23 protein-coding genes are annotated in these 20,584 nt (G+C 49.5%); 7 read left to right on the plus strand and 16 right to left on the minus strand.

Translation table 11 applies throughout. From position 1 onward, the window contains the following. The first annotated feature begins 11 nt into the window (after window positions 1-11). On the plus strand, window positions 12-641 hold the full coding sequence (locus BV405_RS07545; RefSeq protein ID WP_086480269.1) for a 3'-5' exonuclease: 630 nt from the start codon (window positions 12-14) through the stop codon (window positions 639-641). A gap of 64 nt (window positions 642-705) precedes the next feature. Here BV405_RS07545 and BV405_RS17990 read toward each other — a convergent pair whose 3' ends face one another. The 8 genes from BV405_RS17990 to BV405_RS07580 all read right to left on the minus strand — a co-directional run bounded on the left by BV405_RS17990 (window position 706) and on the right by BV405_RS07580 (window position 7,952). Then, window positions 706-837, minus strand: a complete 132-nt coding sequence (locus tag BV405_RS17990) for a hypothetical protein (protein ID WP_281251651.1) — start codon at window positions 835-837, stop codon at window positions 706-708. Further along, a complete protein-coding gene (locus BV405_RS07550; RefSeq protein ID WP_217895597.1) occupies window positions 818-1,675 on the minus strand; it encodes a DUF3800 domain-containing protein in 858 nt (285 codons plus the stop codon). Before BV405_RS07550 ends, BV405_RS17990 begins: the two co-directional genes overlap by 20 nt. A gap of 346 nt (window positions 1,676-2,021) precedes the next feature. Beyond that, a complete protein-coding gene (locus BV405_RS07555; protein WP_217895598.1) occupies window positions 2,022-2,834 on the minus strand; it encodes a molybdate ABC transporter substrate-binding protein in 813 nt (270 codons plus the stop codon). A gap of 249 nt (window positions 2,835-3,083) precedes the next feature. Then, window positions 3,084-3,782, minus strand: a complete 699-nt coding sequence (locus BV405_RS07560) for an ABC transporter ATP-binding protein (RefSeq protein ID WP_086480271.1) — start codon at window positions 3,780-3,782, stop codon at window positions 3,084-3,086. Then, window positions 3,782-4,549 carry a high-affinity branched-chain amino acid ABC transporter ATP-binding protein LivG gene (livG, locus tag BV405_RS07565; protein WP_086480272.1) on the minus strand — a complete coding sequence of 256 codons (768 nt, stop codon included), beginning with the start codon at window positions 4,547-4,549 and terminating at the stop codon, window positions 3,782-3,784. Before livG ends, BV405_RS07560 begins: the two co-directional genes overlap by 1 nt. Beyond that, window positions 4,542-5,795 carry a high-affinity branched-chain amino acid ABC transporter permease LivM gene (locus tag BV405_RS07570; protein WP_086480273.1) on the minus strand — a complete coding sequence of 418 codons (1,254 nt, stop codon included), beginning with the start codon at window positions 5,793-5,795 and terminating at the stop codon, window positions 4,542-4,544. The genes livG and BV405_RS07570 overlap by 8 nt, the downstream gene beginning before the upstream one ends. Next, on the minus strand, window positions 5,795-6,721 hold the full coding sequence (livH, locus tag BV405_RS07575) for a high-affinity branched-chain amino acid ABC transporter permease LivH (RefSeq protein WP_086480274.1): 927 nt from the start codon (window positions 6,719-6,721) through the stop codon (window positions 5,795-5,797). The genes BV405_RS07570 and livH overlap by 1 nt, the downstream gene beginning before the upstream one ends. Window positions 6,722-6,836: 115 nt before the next feature. Continuing rightward, entirely contained in the window at window positions 6,837-7,952 is a 1,116-nt protein-coding gene (locus BV405_RS07580) for a branched-chain amino acid ABC transporter substrate-binding protein (RefSeq protein WP_086480275.1), read from the minus strand. A gap of 467 nt (window positions 7,953-8,419) precedes the next feature. On the opposite strand from BV405_RS07580, the gene BV405_RS07585 reads away from it, so the two are divergent. The 3 genes from BV405_RS07585 to BV405_RS07595 all read left to right on the plus strand — a co-directional run bounded on the left by BV405_RS07585 (window position 8,420) and on the right by BV405_RS07595 (window position 12,004). Beyond that, the gene (locus tag BV405_RS07585) at window positions 8,420-8,815 is read left to right on the plus strand and encodes a DUF3135 domain-containing protein (RefSeq protein ID WP_086480276.1); all 396 of its coding nucleotides are present in this window, start codon (window positions 8,420-8,422) and stop codon (window positions 8,813-8,815) included. A gap of 498 nt (window positions 8,816-9,313) precedes the next feature. Then, window positions 9,314-10,525 carry an ammonium transporter gene (locus BV405_RS07590; RefSeq protein WP_086481120.1) on the plus strand — a complete coding sequence of 404 codons (1,212 nt, stop codon included), beginning with the start codon at window positions 9,314-9,316 and terminating at the stop codon, window positions 10,523-10,525. A 189-nt stretch (window positions 10,526-10,714) separates the two neighbouring features. Beyond that, a complete protein-coding gene (locus tag BV405_RS07595) occupies window positions 10,715-12,004 on the plus strand; it encodes a TIGR03862 family flavoprotein (protein WP_086480277.1) in 1,290 nt (429 codons plus the stop codon). Between the two features lie 100 nt (window positions 12,005-12,104). Here the strand turns inward: BV405_RS07595 and BV405_RS07600 are convergent, their stop codons facing one another. Together BV405_RS07600 and BV405_RS07605 are read right to left on the minus strand one after the other, a co-directional pair. Further along, entirely contained in the window at window positions 12,105-12,965 is an 861-nt protein-coding gene (locus BV405_RS07600) for a peptidoglycan DD-metalloendopeptidase family protein (RefSeq protein ID WP_217895599.1), read from the minus strand. A gap of 122 nt (window positions 12,966-13,087) precedes the next feature. Beyond that, on the minus strand, window positions 13,088-13,966 hold the full coding sequence (locus BV405_RS07605) for a LysR family transcriptional regulator (RefSeq protein WP_086480278.1): 879 nt from the start codon (window positions 13,964-13,966) through the stop codon (window positions 13,088-13,090). A 212-nt stretch (window positions 13,967-14,178) separates the two neighbouring features. On the opposite strand from BV405_RS07605, the gene BV405_RS07610 reads away from it, so the two are divergent. After that, a complete protein-coding gene (locus BV405_RS07610) occupies window positions 14,179-14,952 on the plus strand; it encodes a ferredoxin--NADP reductase (RefSeq protein WP_086480279.1) in 774 nt (257 codons plus the stop codon). Between the two features lie 159 nt (window positions 14,953-15,111). Here the strand turns inward: BV405_RS07610 and BV405_RS07615 are convergent, their stop codons facing one another. Further along, window positions 15,112-15,327, minus strand: a complete 216-nt coding sequence (locus BV405_RS07615) for an RNA-binding S4 domain-containing protein (protein ID WP_086480280.1) — start codon at window positions 15,325-15,327, stop codon at window positions 15,112-15,114. Window positions 15,328-15,354: 27 nt separating this feature from the next. Further along, on the minus strand, window positions 15,355-16,350 hold the full coding sequence (locus BV405_RS07620; protein WP_086480281.1) for a formimidoylglutamase: 996 nt from the start codon (window positions 16,348-16,350) through the stop codon (window positions 15,355-15,357). 276 nt (window positions 16,351-16,626) lie between these two features. Here BV405_RS07620 and BV405_RS07625 point away from each other — a divergent pair, with 276 nt between their 5' ends. Then, window positions 16,627-17,172 carry a DUF4240 domain-containing protein gene (locus tag BV405_RS07625; protein WP_176330080.1) on the plus strand — a complete coding sequence of 182 codons (546 nt, stop codon included), beginning with the start codon at window positions 16,627-16,629 and terminating at the stop codon, window positions 17,170-17,172. Between the two features lie 129 nt (window positions 17,173-17,301). Here BV405_RS07625 and BV405_RS07630 read toward each other — a convergent pair whose 3' ends face one another. Then, window positions 17,302-17,541: a type II toxin-antitoxin system Phd/YefM family antitoxin gene (locus BV405_RS07630; RefSeq protein ID WP_086480283.1), complete on the minus strand. Its 240-nt coding sequence runs from the start codon at window positions 17,539-17,541 to the stop codon at window positions 17,302-17,304. Window positions 17,542-17,944: 403 nt separating this feature from the next. On the opposite strand from BV405_RS07630, the gene BV405_RS07635 reads away from it, so the two are divergent. Then, a complete protein-coding gene (locus BV405_RS07635; protein ID WP_140054518.1) occupies window positions 17,945-18,472 on the plus strand; it encodes a hypothetical protein in 528 nt (175 codons plus the stop codon). Between the two features lie 24 nt (window positions 18,473-18,496). Here the strand turns inward: BV405_RS07635 and BV405_RS07640 are convergent, their stop codons facing one another. The 3 genes from BV405_RS07640 to BV405_RS07650 all read right to left on the minus strand — a co-directional run bounded on the left by BV405_RS07640 (window position 18,497) and on the right by BV405_RS07650 (window position 20,490). Continuing rightward, entirely contained in the window at window positions 18,497-18,871 is a 375-nt protein-coding gene (locus BV405_RS07640) for a hypothetical protein (protein ID WP_086480285.1), read from the minus strand. A 210-nt stretch (window positions 18,872-19,081) separates the two neighbouring features. After that, window positions 19,082-19,822: an S-methyl-5'-thioinosine phosphorylase gene (locus tag BV405_RS07645; RefSeq protein WP_086480286.1), complete on the minus strand. Its 741-nt coding sequence runs from the start codon at window positions 19,820-19,822 to the stop codon at window positions 19,082-19,084. Between the two features lie 104 nt (window positions 19,823-19,926). After that, entirely contained in the window at window positions 19,927-20,490 is a 564-nt protein-coding gene (locus tag BV405_RS07650; RefSeq protein ID WP_086480287.1) for a hypoxanthine-guanine phosphoribosyltransferase, read from the minus strand. Between the last annotated feature and the right edge of the window lie 94 nt (window positions 20,491-20,584).

A 20,584-nucleotide genomic window follows, 5' to 3' on the forward strand; every position in this document is an offset into this window, starting at 1 on the left:
CAATACATTCCATGAAACACCGCCCCGCCAACACCGTTATCGTACTGGATTTTGAGACCACAGGATTATCACCAAACAAGGGTGACAGAGCGATAGAGATAGGTGCTGTTCGGGTGGAAGATGGCCGGATTACGGATCGATTTCAGCGCCTGATGTACCCGAGCCAGCGGATCAGTGGTTTTATTGAAAGCTACACAGGTATTACCAACCGGATGCTGCAGGATGCCGATCCTGCGGAACATGTGATGGCGGAGTTTGCGGACTTTATCGAAGATTTTAATCTTGTCGCGCACAACGCGTCTTTTGACAGCAAGTTTCTGATCAGCGAACTGGCCCGTATTGGTCAGCCCTGCAGGCAACTGTTCGCCTGCTCCCTGCTGGTTGCCCGCCGACTTTATCAGGATGCACCCAATCATAAACTCGGCACCTTGGTGCGCTATAAGAATCTACCTACAGACGGCACATTTCACCGCGCCTTGGCGGATGCCGAAATGACAACCCATCTCTGGTTAAAAATGCTAGAGGATATGGAATCACGCTACGGCATCGATCAGGCGGATTTCGCCCTGATGCAGAAACTGGGCAAAACCGTGAAAGGCAAAACCGATGAGTTTTTGCGGAAAAGTGCAGTGACCGCCTGAGCCATATTTGCCTGCACCTGAAAACCAACTCGTTGCCATGCTCCGCGTGGCAACGCCTTTCTAGCTAGCGGGTCAGCAGCTGATCCCGCCACTTCCATTCAAGCAGCGCCAAAGCACCGGCAGAGCAGTCGATCCAGAGAAGAGTATTAGAAAATTTGTCCGCCAGCAGCGCCTTGTTAGATGCGTTGAATGCCATATGCTCTTCGCCATTGCGTTCTAGGTTTACACTGGACATTAGTCAAATGGTCATTTAGATGGTTCAAATTCCTTCCGTTCCGCTCTACAAGCCTCCTCCCTTTAACTCGCTTATCAATAGTATTGAAACATTCGGCATAAAAGGCTTTAACAACATCTGGGGTGTTAGGCTTATAGCCTTTCTCAATTTCCAAGAACCTACGGATACACAAAGCCACAAGGTCAGAAAGCTGGATCATTGGGTTTTTTCTTGAATCTATCGGGTAGCTAAACTCTACAATCCATTTCACTTTTTGATTGTTTGGAACCTCGAATCGTCTGTTTTGGATAATCGCTTCAACACTATCGTGATGCTCTTCTTTTTCATCCATAACAATCATGCCGCGAGCTGACTGTCCGAGGTTTTCCTTAACGTGCCAATTCATGTAAGTAATTAGGTAGTCAAAGGCCAGAAGGTATGGGTGATTACTGTCATATACAGTCTCGAACGCGCATTCTGCGTTTACCAAAGACTCTTTCTCTAATGCGAAAAAATGGACGTGATGACCTAGCTCATCAATTAGGCCAAGTAAATCTCGAACAAGTTGCAACCTATCCTGGGTCGGATGTCCATCAAAAGGACCTTCGCCATTTGGCGACAAAAGCTCATTCGAATGCACCTCAAAACCCTGTGGTACATTGCCACTGAAATAATCAGAAATAATGAGATCGAGGCGCTCTTTAGTGTTATTCCACTTTTTATCGGCAACGCTCAATCCAGCGAGTACGAAAATTGGCTGCTGCCCATCCTGTAAATTGGCACCAGTATCACCACTTTCGTCTAGATAGAAAAAATGCACTCGATATTCTCCTTGTACGAGCAACTTAGATCTTAATAAAAGGCATGCACGTTTTGACGATTTCAATATACCGTCAAAAAATGAGAAAAGTCTTTGATAAGAAAGGAAAAATCCATTTTCTGATCTGACGACTTCCCTGCCAAACGCGCATGCGTTGTTTTAAATCCCCCGAACCGATGAGTCGAGGCAACGTCCATAATTCTTTGATTTTGCAGACTATCCTAATCAAGCAAACCGGTAAACCAAGGCTTGGGTCTGGCCTTAGACCAGAACGCAAAAGCCCGCAATATGGGTTCATATTGCGGGCTTTTACATTCACACCAAATTTGCTTGCAAAGCAGCTCCCTTACTTAGGAACTGCCACTGCTTTAAAGCCGTAGTCTTTCAGGATGGTCTGACCAGCCGGTGACAGGATATACATCGCCAGCTGCCACGCTTCTTTCGGTGCGCCATCTTTTACGATCAGGCCGTAGTCTGCACCCACTGACAACTCCGCCGGTACAGAGACAATCTGCAGCTCTTTAACCTGTTTCTTCGCCAGTACTGCGTTGGTGCAGTAGGTCAGGAAGATATCTGCTTTCTTCTCGCTCATCACCCAACCGTACTGGTTCTTGCCTTTAGGCGCTTTGGCACTGTTTGGGCCACCGGTCAGCTGCAGGGCTTTGAAGGAAAGCATTTCAAAGGAACCGGAAGTCACCTGCTCAGCCTTTTCAAACAGCTTCCAAGCGTAGTCCCCACTCGGGTCTGCTTTAGGGGTCGAAGTACCTACTTTCACCTTGTCATCCAGCAGCGTTTCCAGCAGGTTATCGCTGGTCACGTTCAGTTCCGGCTGCGCCAGTGCGCACAACTGATTACCCGCAAACATCACCACGGGGCTACCCCACTGCTGTGACGCTAACTTACGCGGATGAGCCATATTCGCGGAAGCAAAAACATCCGGCGTTTCACCCTTTTCAATGGATTTGCGCAGCAGACCACTTGGGCCAAACTTGGTTTTTACATCCAGCTGATACTCTTTCTCGTAAGCAACAACAACGTCGCTTAATGCCGATTTAAGACTACCGGCAGCGAACAGGGTGATTGATTCAGCAGAAGCAGACAGTGGGAACATAGCTGAGCAGCAGGCAACCAGAGTTGCCAGACGTGTACGGTTAATCAAGGGTAACTCCTTAAATATGAAAGCCTGTCGGTTCCAACCGGGCAGATATGAGCTGCCGCTTTCATTACATTGAGAAACCGCAGGAAGGCTTTGATAGGTAAGGAGAAAAAATCCGTCTCCTGATAGTCGCTTCCTGCGCATCGCTCTGACCAGCGGGTCAGAAAAACGACGCCATACTAACGGAAAAGCCCCCGATGCAGGTAACCGCATCGGGGGCTTTTTAGACTAAAACACTAGGCGTTAAATTGATCAGCCGCCCAGATAAGCCTTACGTACGTCTTCGTTCACCAGCAGGTTATCACCGGTGTCTTCCAGTACGATATGACCATGCTCGATCACGTAACCACGGTCGGCCAGTTTCAGCGCCTGGTTGGCGTTCTGCTCCACGAGGAAGATGGTAGTGCCTTCGCTACGCAGCTGATCGATGATCTCGAAGATCTGGTTAATGATGATAGGAGCCAGACCCAGAGACGGTTCATCCAGAATCAGCAACTCAGGGTTGCTCATCAGGGCGCGACCAATCGCCAGCATCTGCTGCTCACCACCGGACATGGTTCCGGCACGCTGGCTGTAACGCTCTTTCAGGCGCGGAAACAGCTCCAGCACGTGAGCCAGACGCTCGTCATAGTTGGTTTCATTGAAGAAACCACCCATGGCAAGGTTCTCTTCTACCGTCATCGCGGAGAAAACCCGGCGACCTTCCGGCACAACTGCAAGCCCGGTACGCATGATCTCAGAGGTCTCTTTCTGGGTGATATCTTCACCCTTCCAGGTCACCGTACCTGAGGTTGCACGAGGGTCACCACAAATGGTCATCAGCAGTGTGGTTTTACCGGCACCGTTAGCACCAATCAGGGTTACGATCTCACCCTTCTCAACATTCAGTGATACGCCTTTCAGAGCCTCAATGGGACCGTAGTGCGTATGAACATTATCAAGTCTCAGCATTACTCTTCTCCCAAATAGGCTTTGATTACATCAGGGTTTGCCTGAATTTCAGCAGGAGTACCTGCTGCCAGTGGCTCACCCTGGTTAACCACGTAGATCTGATCGGAAATACCCATTACCAGACCCATATCGTGCTCAATCAGAAGAATGGAAATACCCTGCTCGTCACGCAGCTGAACAATCAGTTCATCCAGCGCTTTGGTTTCGTTCGGGTTAAGACCTGCAGCAGGTTCATCCAGCATCAGCAGTTTCGGCTCGGTCACCATACAACGGGCGATCTCAAGACGACGCTGCTGACCATAAGCCAGATTACCGGCTTCGCGGTTAGCAAATTCCAACAGACCAACACGCTCCAGCCAGTGGGCAGCGCGATCCATCATTTCCTGCTCATTTTTACGGAAACCCGGCGTCATAAAGAAGCCTTTCAGCAGGTTGTGTTCAGCGTGCATGTGCTGAGCAACCAGCAGGTTCTCGATAACAGTCATCTCTTTAAACAGACGCACGTTCTGGAAGGTACGAACCATACCTTCACGGGCAATCAGGTGACCGGGCTTACCGCGCAGCTCTTTACCACGGAACTCTACAGAACCCGCAGTCGGTATATAGAAACCACTGACGCAGTTAAATACGGTGGTTTTACCGGCACCGTTCGGGCCGATAACAGAAACAATTTGCTTCTCTTTTACTTCAAGATCGACGCCATTAACCGCCAGCAGGCCACCAAAGCGCATCGTCAAATCTTTTACTGTTAACAGATTATTAGTCACGTTTCAGCTCCAAATGCGGACGTTTCATCGGCAGCAGACCCTGTGGTCGCCAGATCATCATAAGAACCATCATCAGACCGAACAGCAGCATACGGTACTCGTCAAACTCACGAGCCAGCTCAGGCAGTACAGTCATAGCGATAGCCGCCAGAATCACACCCAGCTGCGAACCCATACCACCCAGTACCACAATCGCCAGAATGATGGCGGATTCGATAAAGGTGAAGGATTCCGGACTGATAAAGCCCTGACGAGCGGCGAAGAAAGAACCTGCAAAACCCGCAAAAGAAGCGCCAATGGTGAAAGCACCCAGTTTGATCGTCGTTGGGTTCAGACCCAGTGAGCGACAAGCGATCTCATCTTCACGCAGCGCTTCCCATGCACGGCCAATCGGCATGCGAATCAGGCGGCGAATCACGTAAAGGGTAATCAGAACCAGCACCAGTGCCATCAGGTAAAGGAACATCACCTTATATTCACTGCTATAACCGATACCGAAGAAGTCATGGAAAGTGGTTGCACCTTCTTCCGACGGACGACGGTTAAACTCCAGACCGAAGAAAGTCGGCTTAGGAATACGGGCGATACCGTTAGGACCACCGGTCAACTCTGTCCAGTTGTTCAGCAGGATACGGATGATCTCACCGAAACCCAGTGTCACAATCGCCAGATAGTCACCGCGCAGACGCAATACCGGGAAACCCAACAGGAAGCCAAACAAAGCAGCCAGACCACCGGCAATCGGCAGAGCTACCCAGAAGGAAACGCCAAAGTACATATTCAGCAGTGCGTAGCTGTAAGCACCTACTGCGTAGAAGCCTACGTAACCCAGATCCAACAGACCTGCCAGACCTACTACCACGTTCAGACCCAGACCCAGCATCACGTAGATCAGCGTCAGGGTGGCGATATCAACCGCACCACGGGAACTGATAAACGGAAACAACACCAGACCTGCGATAACAAACATGGTCCACATACGCTGCTGCTGAGAAGTACGCAGGAACGAAGGCAGTTCCATGCGCTCATCACTACGCATTTTGGAGGTAAAGCTGCCCACCTGTTCACGGAACAGCTGCAGCAGAAATACCAGAACAACACCCACAAACAGAACGGTCATCTTGCCTGTGGTAGAGGTTTCAACAACCAGATTGATACCTTCTGAGGTCAGAGACATCCCCAGCAGGAAGCCGCCCAGCACCAGAGTAATCAGTGCCGCGACAAATGCAGAAGTCACACGAGACATTAGATTTTCTCCACCTCAGGTTTACCCAGAATACCCTGCGGCATAAACAGCAGAATCAGTACCAGCAGTGAGAAAGCCACTACATCTTTGTATTCTGCGCTCAGATAACCGGCGGTAAGACTTTCAGAAATACCCAGGATCAGACCACCCAGCATGGCACCCGGAATACTGCCGATACCACCCAGTACCGCTGCAGTGAAGGCTTTCAGGCCCGCGATAAAGCCGATATATGGGTTTACAACACCGTAGTAGAGACCCAGCAACATACCCGCAACAGCTGCCAGAGCGGCACCGATAACGAAGGTTACTGCGATAACATTATTCGAGTTAATACCCAGCAGGTTGGTCATGCCGATATCCTGCGCACAGGCACGACAGGCACGCCCCATACGGGAGCGGGAGATGAAAAGTGTCAGACCAATCATACAAAGAACAGTCGTTACCATGATGATCACCTGCATGTAGGAGATCATGATGTGACTGCCATCAGGGTCACCAAACAGGAAACCACCCTGAATCATGCTCGGCATCGCAATATCACGCGACCCCTGAGCCAGACGAATATAGTTCTGGAGGAAGATAGACATACCGATCGCAGAAATAAGCGCAATCAGACGCTTACTGCTACGCAGCGGTTTATAGGCGACCCGTTCAATGGAGAAGCCGTAGGCACTGGCCACCAGAATACTCACCGCTAACGCCATAGCGATAAGAAGGAATGGATTGTCGATACCCATCATGCTGAGACCAGCCAGGGCAATAAACGCAACATAAGTACTGATCATATAGACTTCGCCATGCGCGAAGTTGATCATGCCGATGATGCCATAAACCATCGTGTAGCCGATGGCGATCAGCGCATAGGTACTGCCTATGGTTAGGCCATTAGCAATCTGCTGAAGGAAGTAAAAAATAGACTCGGACATTGGTTGACACCTTGAGAGCAACGCTAAGCCCGAAGCCTGCTTTTGGCAGGCTTCGGGGGAACGTTCACAGTGTACTTTGTAAGTGAACTGCTTGGTTCAGTATTATTATGATGGCTTACTTGGCAGGAGATTTAGTGCCGTCGGCGTGCCAGTTGTACACTACGAAGTTGAATGAGGTCAGGTCACCCTTCTCATCGAACTTAACGTCACCGATTGGCGTGTTGAAAGATGCTTTGTGCATGTGCTCAGCAACTTCTTCCGCGTCAGTGCTGCCAGTTGCTTTCATAGAGTCAGCCATAACCTGAACCGCTGCGTAAGCAGGCATTACGAAAGGGCCGGATGGATCCTGACCTTTCTTCTCGAATGCTTTAACCAGACCTTTGTTCTTAGGATCCAGTTCGAAGCTTGGTGGCAGAGTTACCATCAGACCTTCAGAGGCCTGACCTGCTATTGCAGAGATGTCTTTGTTACCAACACCTTCAGGGCCCATGAATTTAACATCCAGACCCAGCTCAGCAGACTGACGCAGGATCAGACCCAGCTCAGGGTGGTAACCACCGTAGTAAACGAAATCAACGTTGTTACGCTTCAGCTTAGCAACCAGCGCAGAGAAGTCCTTATCACCTGCGGTGATACCTTCAAACATCACAACGTCTACACCTGCATCTTCAACAGTGCTCTTAACAGCCGTTGCGATACCTTCACCGTACTGCTGTTTGTCGTGGATAACAGCCATACGCTTAGGTTTTACGTTTTCAGCGATGAAGCGACCTGCAACAGGGCCTTGCAGGCTGTCCAGACCGATCGTACGGAAGATCAGCTGGTAACCCTGCAGAGTGATGTCAGGGTTGGTAGAAGCAGCCGTTACCATCACGATACCTTCATCTTCGTAGATATCAGATGCTGGCTGAGTAGAGCTTGAGCACAGGTGACCAACAACAAACTTGATGCCGTCGTTTACGATTTTGTTAGCTACTGCTACCGCTTGTTTAGGGTCACAAGCATCATCGTATTTAACGCCAACCAGTTTCTCACCGTTTACGCCGCCTTTTTTGTTGATCTGTTCGATCGCCATTTCAGCGCCGATGAACTGCATATCACCGTACTGTGCAACAGGACCGGAAACAGGGCCAGCCAGAGCGATTTTAATCTCAGCCTGAGCGACAGAAGCACCCATCAGTGCTGCGGAAACACCCATTCCGATCAGAGTTTTTTTCACCATGCTCTTCATTATTATTTCCCATTTTATTATTGATAATTCGATAGTCAGCTGAATTAACAGGGATCTCGTCTCAGCTGATTCTTCTGATATCACTGAATAAACGTCTTATTTTTTATCGCCATTCAGATGAAATACCAGACCTTCGACTAAGGATTATTTACCCAAATTCTGGCCCTTGTCTAGTTTGTATCGGTACAAATTTCAGCAGCACGATATTTTTGACAAAAAATAAAACTATAGAAAAATCAAACACCCAGACGATATAGCAAAATAAAACCACCAAAACAGACATATCATCTGCCTGAGAAAAAAAACGAGGGATTAAGCTCGGTTTGTAACACATTTTTTACAATTTTGTTTTGCAGTGCATTTTTTTTTATTTCAGACACTTAGCAGCAAAAAAAATGGTTAATTTTTACGCAGCCCGCTCTTTTTTGAACTAAATTTTAGCTATGCACACAAGACCGAGGTGAGCCATGGCTAGCCAGTTACCGTCATTCGATGTGCTAATGGATCTAGCCCAGAACAACCCCGAACAGCTGGAAGATATTCGCAAGTCTCTGAGTGAAGAGATTATCCGTGATGCATCACCACGGATAAGGCACAAACTGGAGGGGATTAACTTCAAAGTTGATATGGAGCGCCAGCGCAGTAAAACACCACTGCAAAGCTGCATTCGTATTACAGCCCTGATGCACGATTCCTTTAATCAGATGCGCGAGGAACTGGACATCCTGTTTCAGCCACCGCCACCACTTAAAGACGTAAAGAATCTTCCTTCAGCGGCGAATTGTTCATTACCACCGCCGGATAACAACCCGGATGGCAACAATGTCATTCCTTTTAACAGGGTGCAGCCCCCGCAGAAATAGCACAACATCCAACTCATGCTGAACCCCTGCATCTATTGGATACGCTCACACCTCATAATCTTTTGCATCTATATAAGCACCCTTAAAAGCCTCTTGTCCTAAGAGGCTTTTTAATTTCAGAAATATAAACCATAGAAAGAAGACAGTTCAGTTAATTAAACTCAATCTACCTCGATACATGACCAACAAAACCACACCATAGCCTATCAATATTATATCGTTCCAAATTATTATTACTTTTAAACCTATGGCACACATCCTGCTTTTAACCCTGCAAGCGCCTTTAGATAGTGCATTAACGCACCGCTAAGATGCAGTAGAAAAAACTATAAAAATCATACAACTACAGCACAAAGCACCAAATTCGTCATTTCTATGACGCACGGTATCACTTATTGGCGCGCACATAATGACCGCACTTTGTGCAACACAGACTCAAATTGCACCTTTTTGAGGCAAATATAAACAATTAAGGGGACGCCTGTGGACACCATTACTGTGAGCAGCGTAAACAGCGCAGTAGAAACTCTTATGCAGGGCGCAAACACGCTCTTTATTCTGATCGGAGCTATTCTGGTTCTGGCAATGCATGCAGGTTTTGCATTTCTGGAAGTGGGCACGGTTCGCAGAAAGAACCAGGTAAACGCTCTGGTTAAGATCATGACCGACTTTGGCTTTTCGACACTGGCCTATTTCTTTATCGGTTACTGGATCGCTTACGACATCACGTTCTTCAGCAGCGCTGAAGTTCTGGCAGAAGGCAACGGCTATGCGCTGGTTAAGTTCTTCTTCCTGCTGACCTTTGCTGCGGCTATTCCGGCGATTATCTCCGGCGGCGTTGCTGAACGTGCCCGCTTCTACCCGATGCTGACCGCTTCCGCTCTGATTGTCGGTCTGGTTTACCCTCTGTTTGAAGGCATGAGCTGGAACGGCAACTACGGTTTCCAGGATTGGATGGAAAACAGCTTTGGTGCACCTTTCCATGATTTTGCCGGTTCCGTGGTCGTTCACGGCGTTGGTGGCTGGATCGCGCTGGCAGCAGTTCTGATTCTGGGTGCCCGTATGGGTCGCTACCGCAACGGTAAAGTGGTGGCTTTTGCGCCATCTAACATCCCATTTCTGGCGCTGGGCTCCTGGATTCTGACCGTTGGCTGGTTCGGCTTTAACGTGATGTCCGCACAAACCATCGACGGCATCAGCGGTCTGGTTGCGGTGAACTCTCTGATGGCGATGGTCGGCGGTATCATCACCTCTATGATTCTGGGCAAGAATGACCCGGGCTTTATCCATAACGGACCACTGGCGGGTCTGGTTGCGGTTTGTGCCGGTTCCGACATCATGCACCCTATGGGCGCACTGATCACCGGTGGTATCGCTGGTGCTCTGTTTGTTGTGATGTTCACTATGGCTCAGAACAAATGGCCTCGTCTGGATGACGTTCTGGGTGTATGGCCACTGCACGGCCTGTGCGGTGCATGGGGTGGTATCGCAGCAGGCATCTTCGGTCTGGAAGCACTGGGTGGTCTGGGCGGCGTAACCTTCTCAGCACAGCTGGTGGGTACTATCGTGGGTATCGTGATCGCAACGATCGGTGGCTTCGTGGTCTACGGTCTGGTGAACAAGGTTGCCGGTATCCGCTTGGATGACGAAGAAGAGTTTAACGGCGCTGACCTTAGCATCCACAAAATTGGTGCGACCAGCGACGACTAAGACTCCGCTTAGTACACGTTCGCAACAACTTTTTAAACACCCGGTCTTACTTAAGATCGGGTGTTTTTCTTTGGGCTACCGAAAACAAGCCTTACAGCCGACAGGACAAAGCAGAGGACAAAATCCTGTCACTTCTTTAAAATCCCCGATCTTTCTTTAAGCCTACGCGTTGCCAGCCCCGAGAATGTCATGCCTGTTTCCCACAAAGAACCAAAAACCAGCACCGAAGCAATCTCTCCCCCCCTCTATCAGGCTGAAGGTGCCGTAATTGTTGGTGGTGGTCCTGCCGGACTCATGGCAGCACAGGTTCTGTTGGAACAAGGCTTCAGCGTCGATCTTTTTGAGGCGATGCCCACCCTTGCCCGTAAGTTTCTCTATGCCGGAAAGAGCGGCATGAATATCAGCCATGCCGAACCGACAGAAACCTTTCTGACCCGATATTGCACAAACTCGGTGCAAGGCGCTCATCCCCATCTGCTTAACGCCGTTGAAAGCTTCGACAATCAACAGGTTAAAAGTTGGGTAGAATCCATGGGGATCGAGACCTTTATCGGCTCATCCGGTCGGGTTTTCCCTATCGGCATGAAAGCCGCTCCCCTGCTGCGCAGCTGGCTGCACTACCTGAAAGGTTTAGGTCTGAAACTTCACACCCGTTTCTACTGGCAAGGCTGGCAGGATGGGGCACTTGTTTTCAAAACTCCCTCAGGCGCTATTCAGGTGCATAGCAAAGCCACCCTGCTGGCACTGGGCGGCGGCAGTTGGAAAAAACTGGGCAGTGATGGACTCTGGCAGAAACAAGTGTCAGATAAAGGCTTGGCACTGACGGACCTGCATCCCAGCAACTGTGGTTTTCTGGTGGATTGGCCAAAAGCCTTCCGTGATGAGTTTGCCGGCATCCCGTTAAAGGGGGTGCTGGTTTCCGCAACAAACCCTGCTGGAGATATCGTTACGAAAAGCGGTGACCTGATGATCAGCAGCGAAGGTATCGAAGGCGGTTTGGTCTACGGCGTTTCAGCACCTCTGAGAGACCTGATTATCAAACAGGGCAAAGCTAGGTTGATGATAGATCTGCTGCCCGCAAGAGCTCAGAACGAGATCGAGAGCGCCCTCAGCAACCGGGGTAAACGCTCCATCAGCCATTGCCTGAAACAACTGAAACTCAGCCCGGTCAAACAGGCACTGTTGAAACAGCTCACCGATAAAGGCACCTTTCAGGATACCCGCCAGCTTGCCGCAGCTATTAAAGCACTGCCGCTGGAACTGACCGCAACCCAACCGATAGACAGGGCGATCAGCACCTCAGGTGGGGTTAAGTTTGAACAGCTGAATGAACACCTGATGTCAAGGGATCTGCCGGGACTCTTCTTTGCCGGTGAGATGCTGAACTGGGAAGCACCTACCGGAGGCTACCTGCTGACTGCCTGCCTAGCCACAGGGCACCGGGCTGGCAAAGGGATCGCGGCATATCTGCAGGGCTAATTCCCGCAAAGCGCCAAACGTAAAAAGGCCGCTACTCTCATCACCAACCAGTGAATCAGTAGCGGCCTTTTTAACGGACAAAGATTTAAGATCTCTTTATTTATTGCTTCAGAAAGAGCGCAGGATCAACCCGGGCACCGTTCAGGGTTACCGTCCAATGCAGATGCGGGCCGGTAACACGCCCCGTTGCACCAACCTCGCCCAATTTCTCTCCGGCAGTCACTTTATCCCCGACCTTCAGAGACTCTGTTTTCGACAGATGACAATACAAAGTTGTCAGCCCCTGACCGTGATCAACAATCACAGTCTTCCCGTTGAAGTAGTAATCACCAATCGCGGCCACTTTACCGTTCAGCGCTGAAAGCACAGGTGTACCGGTAGGTGCTGCGATATCCATTCCGCTATGAGGCTTACGGGGCTGACCGTTAAATACCCGACGCAGACCAAAAGAGCTGCTGATACGCCCTTCAGATGGCTGTACCAACTGTTCCGGCAGCGGGTAGATCACGGGCTTAAAGGTATCCATCGCACCACGGATCTCAGGGGTCTCGCGACGCACACGCTTGAGCTGTTCTTCGCTCAGGTTCACGTGCTTATTAGCAACCGTCAGATGTTGTTCCTGATATTTCTTATCGACCACCTGAAATGTCAGTGGCTTATCGCCCTCTTTAGTCCGCCAATAAGCAGAATAGCTTCCGGCTTTCAAAGCGAGAGGCAAACCAACCCAGGCGTACCATTTGCCATCGGTTTTAGCGGTAAAAACCCGGTCCTTCTGAAAAAAGACATGGGGAGGAGAATCCCCTCTCTGAGGCAGTTCGATCACTGCAACACCACCGGGTACCCGGGAATCCTGAGGAACAAAACCCGCCTGCACCCAACCGGAAAACAAAACACCGATCAGCGCAAGAAGCACCGCTTTTAATGACGCTTTGGTACCTGCACTGCCGAATGAAGAAAACAAATCTGATCCTGATAAAGCGCGACTCTGAAACACAGAAAACTCCCTGACAATAGATAAACCCGAACTAGTGTGCCTTAGCCGTGATAAGAGTCAAGGCGATCCCGTCGAGTGCTTTCTGGCAGCTACTGCTGACAAAGTTCCAGCCAGCGCTTCACACCGGCACTGCGATACTTCTGCTTGTGCAGAATAAAGTAAAACAGCCGACGGGTATCACGATGGGGCACTTCAAGGGGAACCAGCGAACCCCGATTAAAAGCATCCTGAAGCGTGACACGGGAAAGACAACCCAAGCCCATCCCTGCTTCCACAGCACGCTTAATCGCTTCGGTATGCTGCAACTCCAGAAGCACATTCAGCTCCGGCAGGATACCACTCATAATGCGATCAAATGTCTGGCGGGTACCGGAACCGGACTCCCTGAGAATCCAGCAGGCGGATTTAAGCGCTGCATCATCGAGGGGCTGACCCGCATTAACCAGAGGATGATCCGGCGCGGCAAAAACCACCAGCTCATCTTCACGCCAGGGAATGACTTCCAGCTCCTGATGCTGAATTTCGCCCTCAACCAAGCCAACATCCAGCTCAAAATTCAACACTTTTCGGGCGATAGCCGCAGTATTCTCTACATCCAACGTCACCTTGGCATCCGGCTGATCCGCCATATAGCGCGCCATAATATTGACCGCCAGATAGTTACCGATACTCAGAGTGGCACCAACATTCAGGTTGCCCGGCTGCTGATGTTGTTGGAGGGCTACTTCAAGCTCCTCGGCCTGAGTAATTAACGCTTCAGCCTGAGGCCGTATCAGCCGTCCCAGCTCATTCAGCTGCAAGCGCTTACCTACCCGATCAAACAGCTGAATATCAAACTGCTGCTCCAACTCTTTGAGAGCACTGCTGGCTGCAGATTGCGACATCGACAATGACTGAGCAGCTTTGGTGATGTTTTCAAAATGAGCCGCAGCCAGAAAAACCTCCAGCTGACGAAGACTGTAGCGCATCACAAACTCCAACCTGATTTATACTGAGTGAAATACTGGGTTATTTAGCCCCATGATTCTGCGACGATAAGAACAAGCAAAACTTATCAATAAAACAGATAAATGAAATTCAAATTAACCATTTACCCGATAGATTAGTCAGCAGCTACACTCTGTGCAATTACTTAATCGCACTGCTCCAGTGTTCAGCCAGGGGCAACCCGGAGGACTCAATGTCTGCACTTATCAAAGAAGAGGTTCTCAGTGTTCATCACTGGGATAACAATCTGTTCAGTTTCAAAACCAGCCGGGCTTCAACCCTGCGCTTTAAGAACGGTCACTTTATTATGATCGGCCTTGAGGTTGAAGGCCGCCCTCTGATGCGTGCATACAGTATTGCCAGTGCTAACTATGAAGATCACCTCGAGTTCTTCAGTATTAAGGTACCGGACGGCCCGTTAACATCCCGCCTGCAGAGCATTAAGCCCGGAGACGAACTGATTCTCAGCAGCAAGCCAACCGGCACTCTGATTAACGATCATCTGTTACCGGGTAAAAACCTTTATCTGATCAGCACAGGTACGGGGCTGGCACCTTTTCTGAGCATCATTCGTGATCCGGAAATTTACGAGCAGTACGACAAGGTCATTCTGACCCATGGTGTGCGTTACACCTCAGAGTTGGCGTATCAGGAATTGATCGAGAAAGAGCTGCCGGAGCACGAATACTTTGGTGATCTGATCCGTGAAAAGCTGGTCTACTATCCGACTGTAACCCGTGAAGCCTATAAGAATCAGGGGCGACTAACCGACCTGATGCGCAGTGGAAAGCTATTTGAAGATCTGGATCTGCCTGCGTTCGATCTGGAAAATGATCGTTTTATGATCTGCGGCGGCCCATCCATGCTGAAAGAAACCGTGGAGATTCTCGAGGAACAGGGCTTCACTGAAGCCAAGAATAGCTCAGCGGGTCACTATGTGATCGAACGGGCCTTTGTTGAAAATTAAGAGTTGAAAGCTAAGAGCCGAAAGTTAAAGGGTTAAGGGTTCAAAGTTAAGAGCTAAAGCTGGTAGCAAAACTAAAACTTAACCACTAAAACAACTAAGCCCCGAAGCCAATCAGTGATCCTGATAGCTTCGGGGCTTATTACATTCTTAAAGCCAAGATCAGGATTCCAGAACGACCTTCAGCTGCTCCTGATTAAACTCAATCACATCACCGGAAACAATTTTACGGCGTTTTCGGGTTTCCACCTCATTGTTGACCAGCACATAACCAGACTCAATCACCTGCTTGGCTTCACCGCCACTATTCACCAGACTTTCAAACTTCAGAATCTTAAACAACTCAACCGGCTCGCGGTTGATTAACACGTCTCTCATATCAGCCTCAGGCAAGAAAAAAACACATTATAAACGTGCCAGCTCAAAGATCAGCCCCGCCGCAAGACGCGCAGTTCGTCCGTCGGCATCTTCAAGCGGGTTGCACTCTGCAATATCTGCCAGCAATAGGGGGACTTCAGCCCTCCTGGCTTCTTCGAGAATCAGTTTCAGAAGACCAATACCTGTTCGGGCATCAAGACCAAATGGAGATGGAGCACTGACACCGGGAGCGGCTGCAAAGGAAAACAGATCCAGACTGACAGAGAGATAGAGATAATCAAGACTGGCCAGAAACTCGCTGACATCCTGTCGGATATCGGCAAAATCATCCCGTTCACACTCCGCACTCAATCGCCAAAGCACCCCGTATTCTTCAGCACGATCAAACTCATCGATTGAAGTTACCTGCTCATCTACCCCCAAACAGAAACAGGGAAAATCCAGATTACGCTCTTCGCAATGGCGGGCGATCTGATAAAACGCAGAAAGTGCGCTGGGTTGAGGTTCGGTATCTGCCAAAGCCAGGCGGGAACTCAGGCTGATCACCCCGATGGCTGCATCCGCTTGCCCGGCTGAAACATATCGGGATGCGCCCTGATAACTGGCCCAGACCATCTCTCGACCGCCACCAAGAATCATAGGCTGCAGTCCCATATCCAGCAGATGGGCGATATGGCCCGCCAACTGGCTCTGGGCGATGATCAGCTGCTCCTCTTCACACCAGATATCCCCCGCATCAAAAACTTTACGCTGCAGATGCCATGCAAGACTCGCCAGTGCTTTACGGATCACCAAAGGCCCATGAATAGCTCCGGAACGCCCAGCATTACGTTTGATCCCTTCATCTGAAGCAAAGCCGATCAGCGCCAGGGGCGTCAGCTCTCCCTCCAAAAGAGTATCGTCGGGACTATACCGCCCTAACTCACAAACCTGCCCACTCCAAAAACGATCCGACGGCACTGCAGCCTGATCTTTAAGGCGTTTACGCTTCCAGAGGCTCATATCTGCTTGTCTGTAGGTCACATCTGTCTCCTTAATGATTCCCCATAGCCTACCGCTGCATCCGCTGGGTCACTCTCCTTTACAGCTTAGCCAGTATCCTTGTGCGCTGCTGTTTCAATCCTGAGAAAGTGATCACGACTGAAGGCAAAACTTCCCCATGTAAACCCCAAATGCTGTGACACAGGTCATCAGAAGTCCATAAGGAGCACAGCACAAACATCTTTTTTGATCAGAGTCGTCACCCTCTTTTGTCATAAGGATATAATTGACACGACTTAGATGTTTGAGACACCCCCCATGACAGAACAAGAATTCTGGGACATCATTAATCTGTCCCTGCTGCAAAACAACCCAGGTTCGGAAGGACAATACCAGCAGATCGCCAACTCACTGGCAGGTTTGTCGCCGGAGCAGCTAATCGCCTTTGAAAACCATCTCGCCCAACAGAAAAACAGAGCCTTCTGCTTCCCTGTACTGATGGCCAACTTTATTCTTCAAAGCTATATCAATGACGATATCTTTGAGGACTTCCGCCTTTGGCTACTCTCTTTCGGTCAACAAAAGTTTGAAGCAATTCTGGAAAATGCAGACCGACTAGCTGAGTTCAGTGACGTGAAGGATCCTATCGAGGATATTACCGGCGAAGGTCTGGTATTTGCGGCACGCGAGGCCTACGAAGCTCAAACAGGTCAGGAAGATTTTCTCAAGCAGATACAGGTTTTGCCAGACCCTGAGATCAACTACCCCTGGCCAGAAGATCTGAGCCAACTGGAAGCGATGCTGCCCAACCTGTTTAATAAGTACTGGGATAAAAACCGCACCTACGAACTTGGTGCGGAATAACCCAGCCGCAAAGCTTCTAATAAAAAACGGCCTCACTGGAGGCCGTTTTTTTGATAACTGTGCTTAGTTTGATTTGGCTTAAACAGGCATTCTGGTCTGGCTTTAACGGTTACCCATTAAAAACAGCTGCTAGTCGATATTCTCAGCGGTCAAATCGATCTCATCCTGCAAGCCTGAACGGATGGACTCTGCCATTCCCGACATGGAAACCACCTGAAGAATATCGTTGATAGAGTTCCAGTCCTCTTCTGAGATCATCACAGCACGACCAATCTCACCTTCAATCACTATGGTACCGTGTTCCTGAACGGTCTGATTCACCCACTGCTCCGGGTGACGGGCAAACTCTTTACCGGTTAATTTCATCATCTGTCAGCTCCCCTATTCCGTTTCAGGCTACCCACGCAGATCAGGCTCAACACTTCCCCAGTCTCTTTCTCAGATAAGAGCTAGGGAAAACCCTAAGACTTTGAGTTTAGGAAAAAGACAAAGCCTTTTCATCTCTAAAGCATAAATTGTATGACACCGGTCAGTATCCAGTTGGCAACCTGATGTGCAAAACACCTTATACCTTAGTGATAACTCCGTAACATGTGGCAAAAAATGGCTTTGATACGAATCAAGAGCACATCTATAACCTTATGAAATGCCGGATTTTTCTAAAATTAGACTCGTTTTTTTCATAAAATACAGCCTATAATATTTTTGCTCAGAATCCGTCTCACGGAATAGAGAACCAATAAAAACGACAGCAAGAGTGCAGGACCAGTCTATGAGTCGACAATACATGACCCTGGGGTACTACCACGGCTTCAATAAAATGTTTCGCCCTACCTATGATATTTTCGACTGTGAAGGAAATCCGGTGTATGCCGACACGAAAGTGATCAAGCAACTGGTTGAAGATAAGGTGATTGCGGATCCAACAGATCGTGATGCGCTGGAAAGACATCTGGTGGAAGAAGGCATTCTGCATGAAAACGGCCATCTGCTTGATGGTATCGCGCTGGATCGCGCTAAGCAGGAACCACTCTCTGTCGATATTCCTGCAATGGAAGATGAGAAGCGCTTTGTTCTGGCCTGGAGCACACTGAACAAGATTCCGGTACGCCGTGGCAAATCAACCCGGGGCGTAAAGCTGCCTATTGGTGAATTCCCTGAAGGAACCCCTATCATGGATATCCGCCGGAAACTCATCCCTGCCTTTCCGGAGTTTGATATCGAGTCTGCTATTGAGGAAGGTGTGAATCTGATGCTGATCAAGCGCCGCGAAGAACGCCTGCAGCAAACAGAAAGCTAATCTGATCAGTCTTATTCAGGCGATTTATGCTGAAATCGCCTGAACACCTTCTCCTGACATTACCCGACCAGCTCCCCAACGACTTTCCTGTTCTACCTTCTGACATCCGGCACCAGAACGAACCCGACCCAGCTCTGCCTTAAGCGATAAGCAATGTGCTTGCAGTTTGTCAGCACGCTCCAGGCGCGCACAGGCGATAAAATGATCCAGAGTATTGATAAAGAAAATCTCCGGATGACTTAACTCACTCTGAACGATCAGAGCTTTCAGGGTTTCCTGCAGACGCTTAGCTTCATGTAACAGATGCGCGCGCAGAGAAAGTGTCATTGCCTGATCTTCGGTTTTAGTCAGCTCAGCGGAAAAGCGCTCCAGAACCTGATTGATATAACTCTGTGTCATGGGATCACCTCAGCAAGTATCACAGGTCTTTGCCTGTCGATTGGTATCAGTAAGTTGCTTTGTTGAGGCAAGACTAGATCGATCAGATGACGATACCATGACCCCTTTTCGGTAATTTGATGACATAAAAAAACGGCTACGGAATCCCCCGTAGCCGTTTTTCATTATCAGAAGAGCCTGCCAGCCTTAACTGACTGATTCCCGAAGGATTTAGTCCTGATACACTTTAGCGGAAGATGACAACAGGTTAAGAACCTTACCCATCCCCTGATGCAGCGCTTCTTCAATCTCTGCCATAGTAATGATTTCGTCAGTCAGACCTGCCGCCATATTGACCACCAGAGCCACGCAGGCATAAGGCAGTTCAACTTCACGGGCCAGCGCTGCTTCCGGCATACCTGTCATACCGACAATATCGCAACCATCACGCTTCATGCGCTGAATCTCACCGGCGGTCTCAAGACGAGGGCCCTGCGTCGCGCCATAGACACCTTTGTCCATCACCTTCAGCTGCAAGTTGGCAGCTTCTTTCAACAACAATTGACGCAGAGGCTCATCGTAGGGCCAGCTGAAGTCGATATGAACAACTTCATCCAGATCATCTGCAAAGAAGGTGTGCTCACGTCCCCAGGTGTAATCCACGATCTGGTCCGGAATCATCAGGCCAGCAGGCTCGCACTCAGGATGAATACCACCCACCGCGTTGACCGCAATGATCGCTGTTGCACCGGCATCTTTCAGCGCCTGAATATTCGCGCGATAGTTAACCTTGTGCGGCGGAATACGATGAGGGTGGCCATGACGCGCAAGAAACAGCACCTCTTTACCCTCAATTGAGCCGGTCACGATCTCTGCAGATGGCTCACCCCACTGGGTTGAAACCTGTTGACGGGAAACAACATTCAGACCTTCCATCTGAGTCAGGCCGGTACCACCGATAATTGCCAACATCTGTCTTATCCTAATGCTTACGTTCTGAAAGGCAGGTTTTAGTTTATCTGCCGAATCAAAAAAGCCGCTGCGAAACAGCGGCTTTTAAACTTACCCGAACCGGATTACATACCCTTAGGCGCGTAGATACCCGGTGCGTTACGCAGGAAGCCCTGGAAATCCATACCAAAACCGAACAGGTAGCGGTCTTCAACTTCCATACCAGTAAAGCTTGCAGTCATACCCGGACGTGCTTTGCGGTCATGCAGTTTATCAACCAGAACGGCGCTGTAAACGGCTTTTGCACCCTGTTCTTTGCAGTAGTCCAGAATGGCTGCCAGAGTGTGGCCCTCGTCCAGAATGTCATCTACGATCATTACCGTACGACCTTCCATATTTACTTCTGGTGGCACACGCCAGTACAGCTCTCCGCCTGTGGTCTCACCGCGATAACGGGTAGCATGGATGTAGTCCACTTCCAGAGGGAAGTCCAGACGGGTCAGCAGGTGACCGGTTGTGATCAGACCGCCATTCATTACACAGTAAACCACCGGCAGCTCATCACCCAGCTTCTGAGTAATCTCATCAGCCATCTTATCCAGTGCAGCATCAACCTGCTCTTTAGTGCACAGGCAATCCGCTTCGGCAAAGACTTTTTTGATACGTTCCAGGTTATTTTCTACTGGCATTGTTTAGTTCCAATGGTCTGTTTTGTGTCATTAAATAATTAAATCCCGGAGCCCTATCCGCTTACAGTCGGATACAGCACCGGGATAAATTCGG

This window comes from Oceanospirillum sanctuarii, assembly GCF_002150805.1.
Taxonomy (GTDB): domain Bacteria; phylum Pseudomonadota; class Gammaproteobacteria; order Pseudomonadales; family Halomonadaceae; genus Oceanospirillum; species Oceanospirillum sanctuarii.

What these genes read in the sequence shown, in the direction of transcription:
- BV405_RS07545 (WP_086480269.1), top strand. Translation starts at nt 12, where the DNA reads ATGAAACACCGCCCCGCCAACACCGTTATCGTACTGGATTTTGAGACC.
- BV405_RS17990 (WP_281251651.1), bottom strand. Translation starts at nt 837, where the DNA reads ATGGCATTCAACGCATCTAACAAGGCGCTGCTGGCGGACAAATTTTCT.
- BV405_RS07560 (WP_086480271.1), bottom strand. Translation starts at nt 3,782, where the DNA reads ATGCTGAGACTTGATAATGTTCATACGCACTACGGTCCCATTGAGGCT.
- BV405_RS07570 (WP_086480273.1), bottom strand. Translation starts at nt 5,795, where the DNA reads ATGTCTCGTGTGACTTCTGCATTTGTCGCGGCACTGATTACTCTGGTG.
- livH (WP_086480274.1), bottom strand. Translation starts at nt 6,721, where the DNA reads ATGTCCGAGTCTATTTTTTACTTCCTTCAGCAGATTGCTAATGGCCTA.
- BV405_RS07580 (WP_086480275.1), bottom strand. Translation starts at nt 7,952, where the DNA reads ATGAAGAGCATGGTGAAAAAAACTCTGATCGGAATGGGTGTTTCCGCA.
- BV405_RS07585 (WP_086480276.1), top strand. Translation starts at nt 8,420, where the DNA reads ATGGCTAGCCAGTTACCGTCATTCGATGTGCTAATGGATCTAGCCCAG.
- BV405_RS07595 (WP_086480277.1), top strand. Translation starts at nt 10,715, where the DNA reads ATGCCTGTTTCCCACAAAGAACCAAAAACCAGCACCGAAGCAATCTCT.
- BV405_RS07605 (WP_086480278.1), bottom strand. Translation starts at nt 13,966, where the DNA reads ATGCGCTACAGTCTTCGTCAGCTGGAGGTTTTTCTGGCTGCGGCTCAT.
- BV405_RS07610 (WP_086480279.1), top strand. Translation starts at nt 14,179, where the DNA reads ATGTCTGCACTTATCAAAGAAGAGGTTCTCAGTGTTCATCACTGGGAT.
- BV405_RS07615 (WP_086480280.1), bottom strand. Translation starts at nt 15,327, where the DNA reads ATGAGAGACGTGTTAATCAACCGCGAGCCGGTTGAGTTGTTTAAGATT.
- BV405_RS07625 (WP_176330080.1), top strand. Translation starts at nt 16,627, where the DNA reads ATGACAGAACAAGAATTCTGGGACATCATTAATCTGTCCCTGCTGCAA.
- BV405_RS07630 (WP_086480283.1), bottom strand. Translation starts at nt 17,541, where the DNA reads ATGATGAAATTAACCGGTAAAGAGTTTGCCCGTCACCCGGAGCAGTGG.
- BV405_RS07635 (WP_140054518.1), top strand. Translation starts at nt 17,945, where the DNA reads ATGAGTCGACAATACATGACCCTGGGGTACTACCACGGCTTCAATAAA.
- BV405_RS07640 (WP_086480285.1), bottom strand. Translation starts at nt 18,871, where the DNA reads ATGACACAGAGTTATATCAATCAGGTTCTGGAGCGCTTTTCCGCTGAG.
- BV405_RS07645 (WP_086480286.1), bottom strand. Translation starts at nt 19,822, where the DNA reads ATGTTGGCAATTATCGGTGGTACCGGCCTGACTCAGATGGAAGGTCTG.
- BV405_RS07650 (WP_086480287.1), bottom strand. Translation starts at nt 20,490, where the DNA reads ATGCCAGTAGAAAATAACCTGGAACGTATCAAAAAAGTCTTTGCCGAA.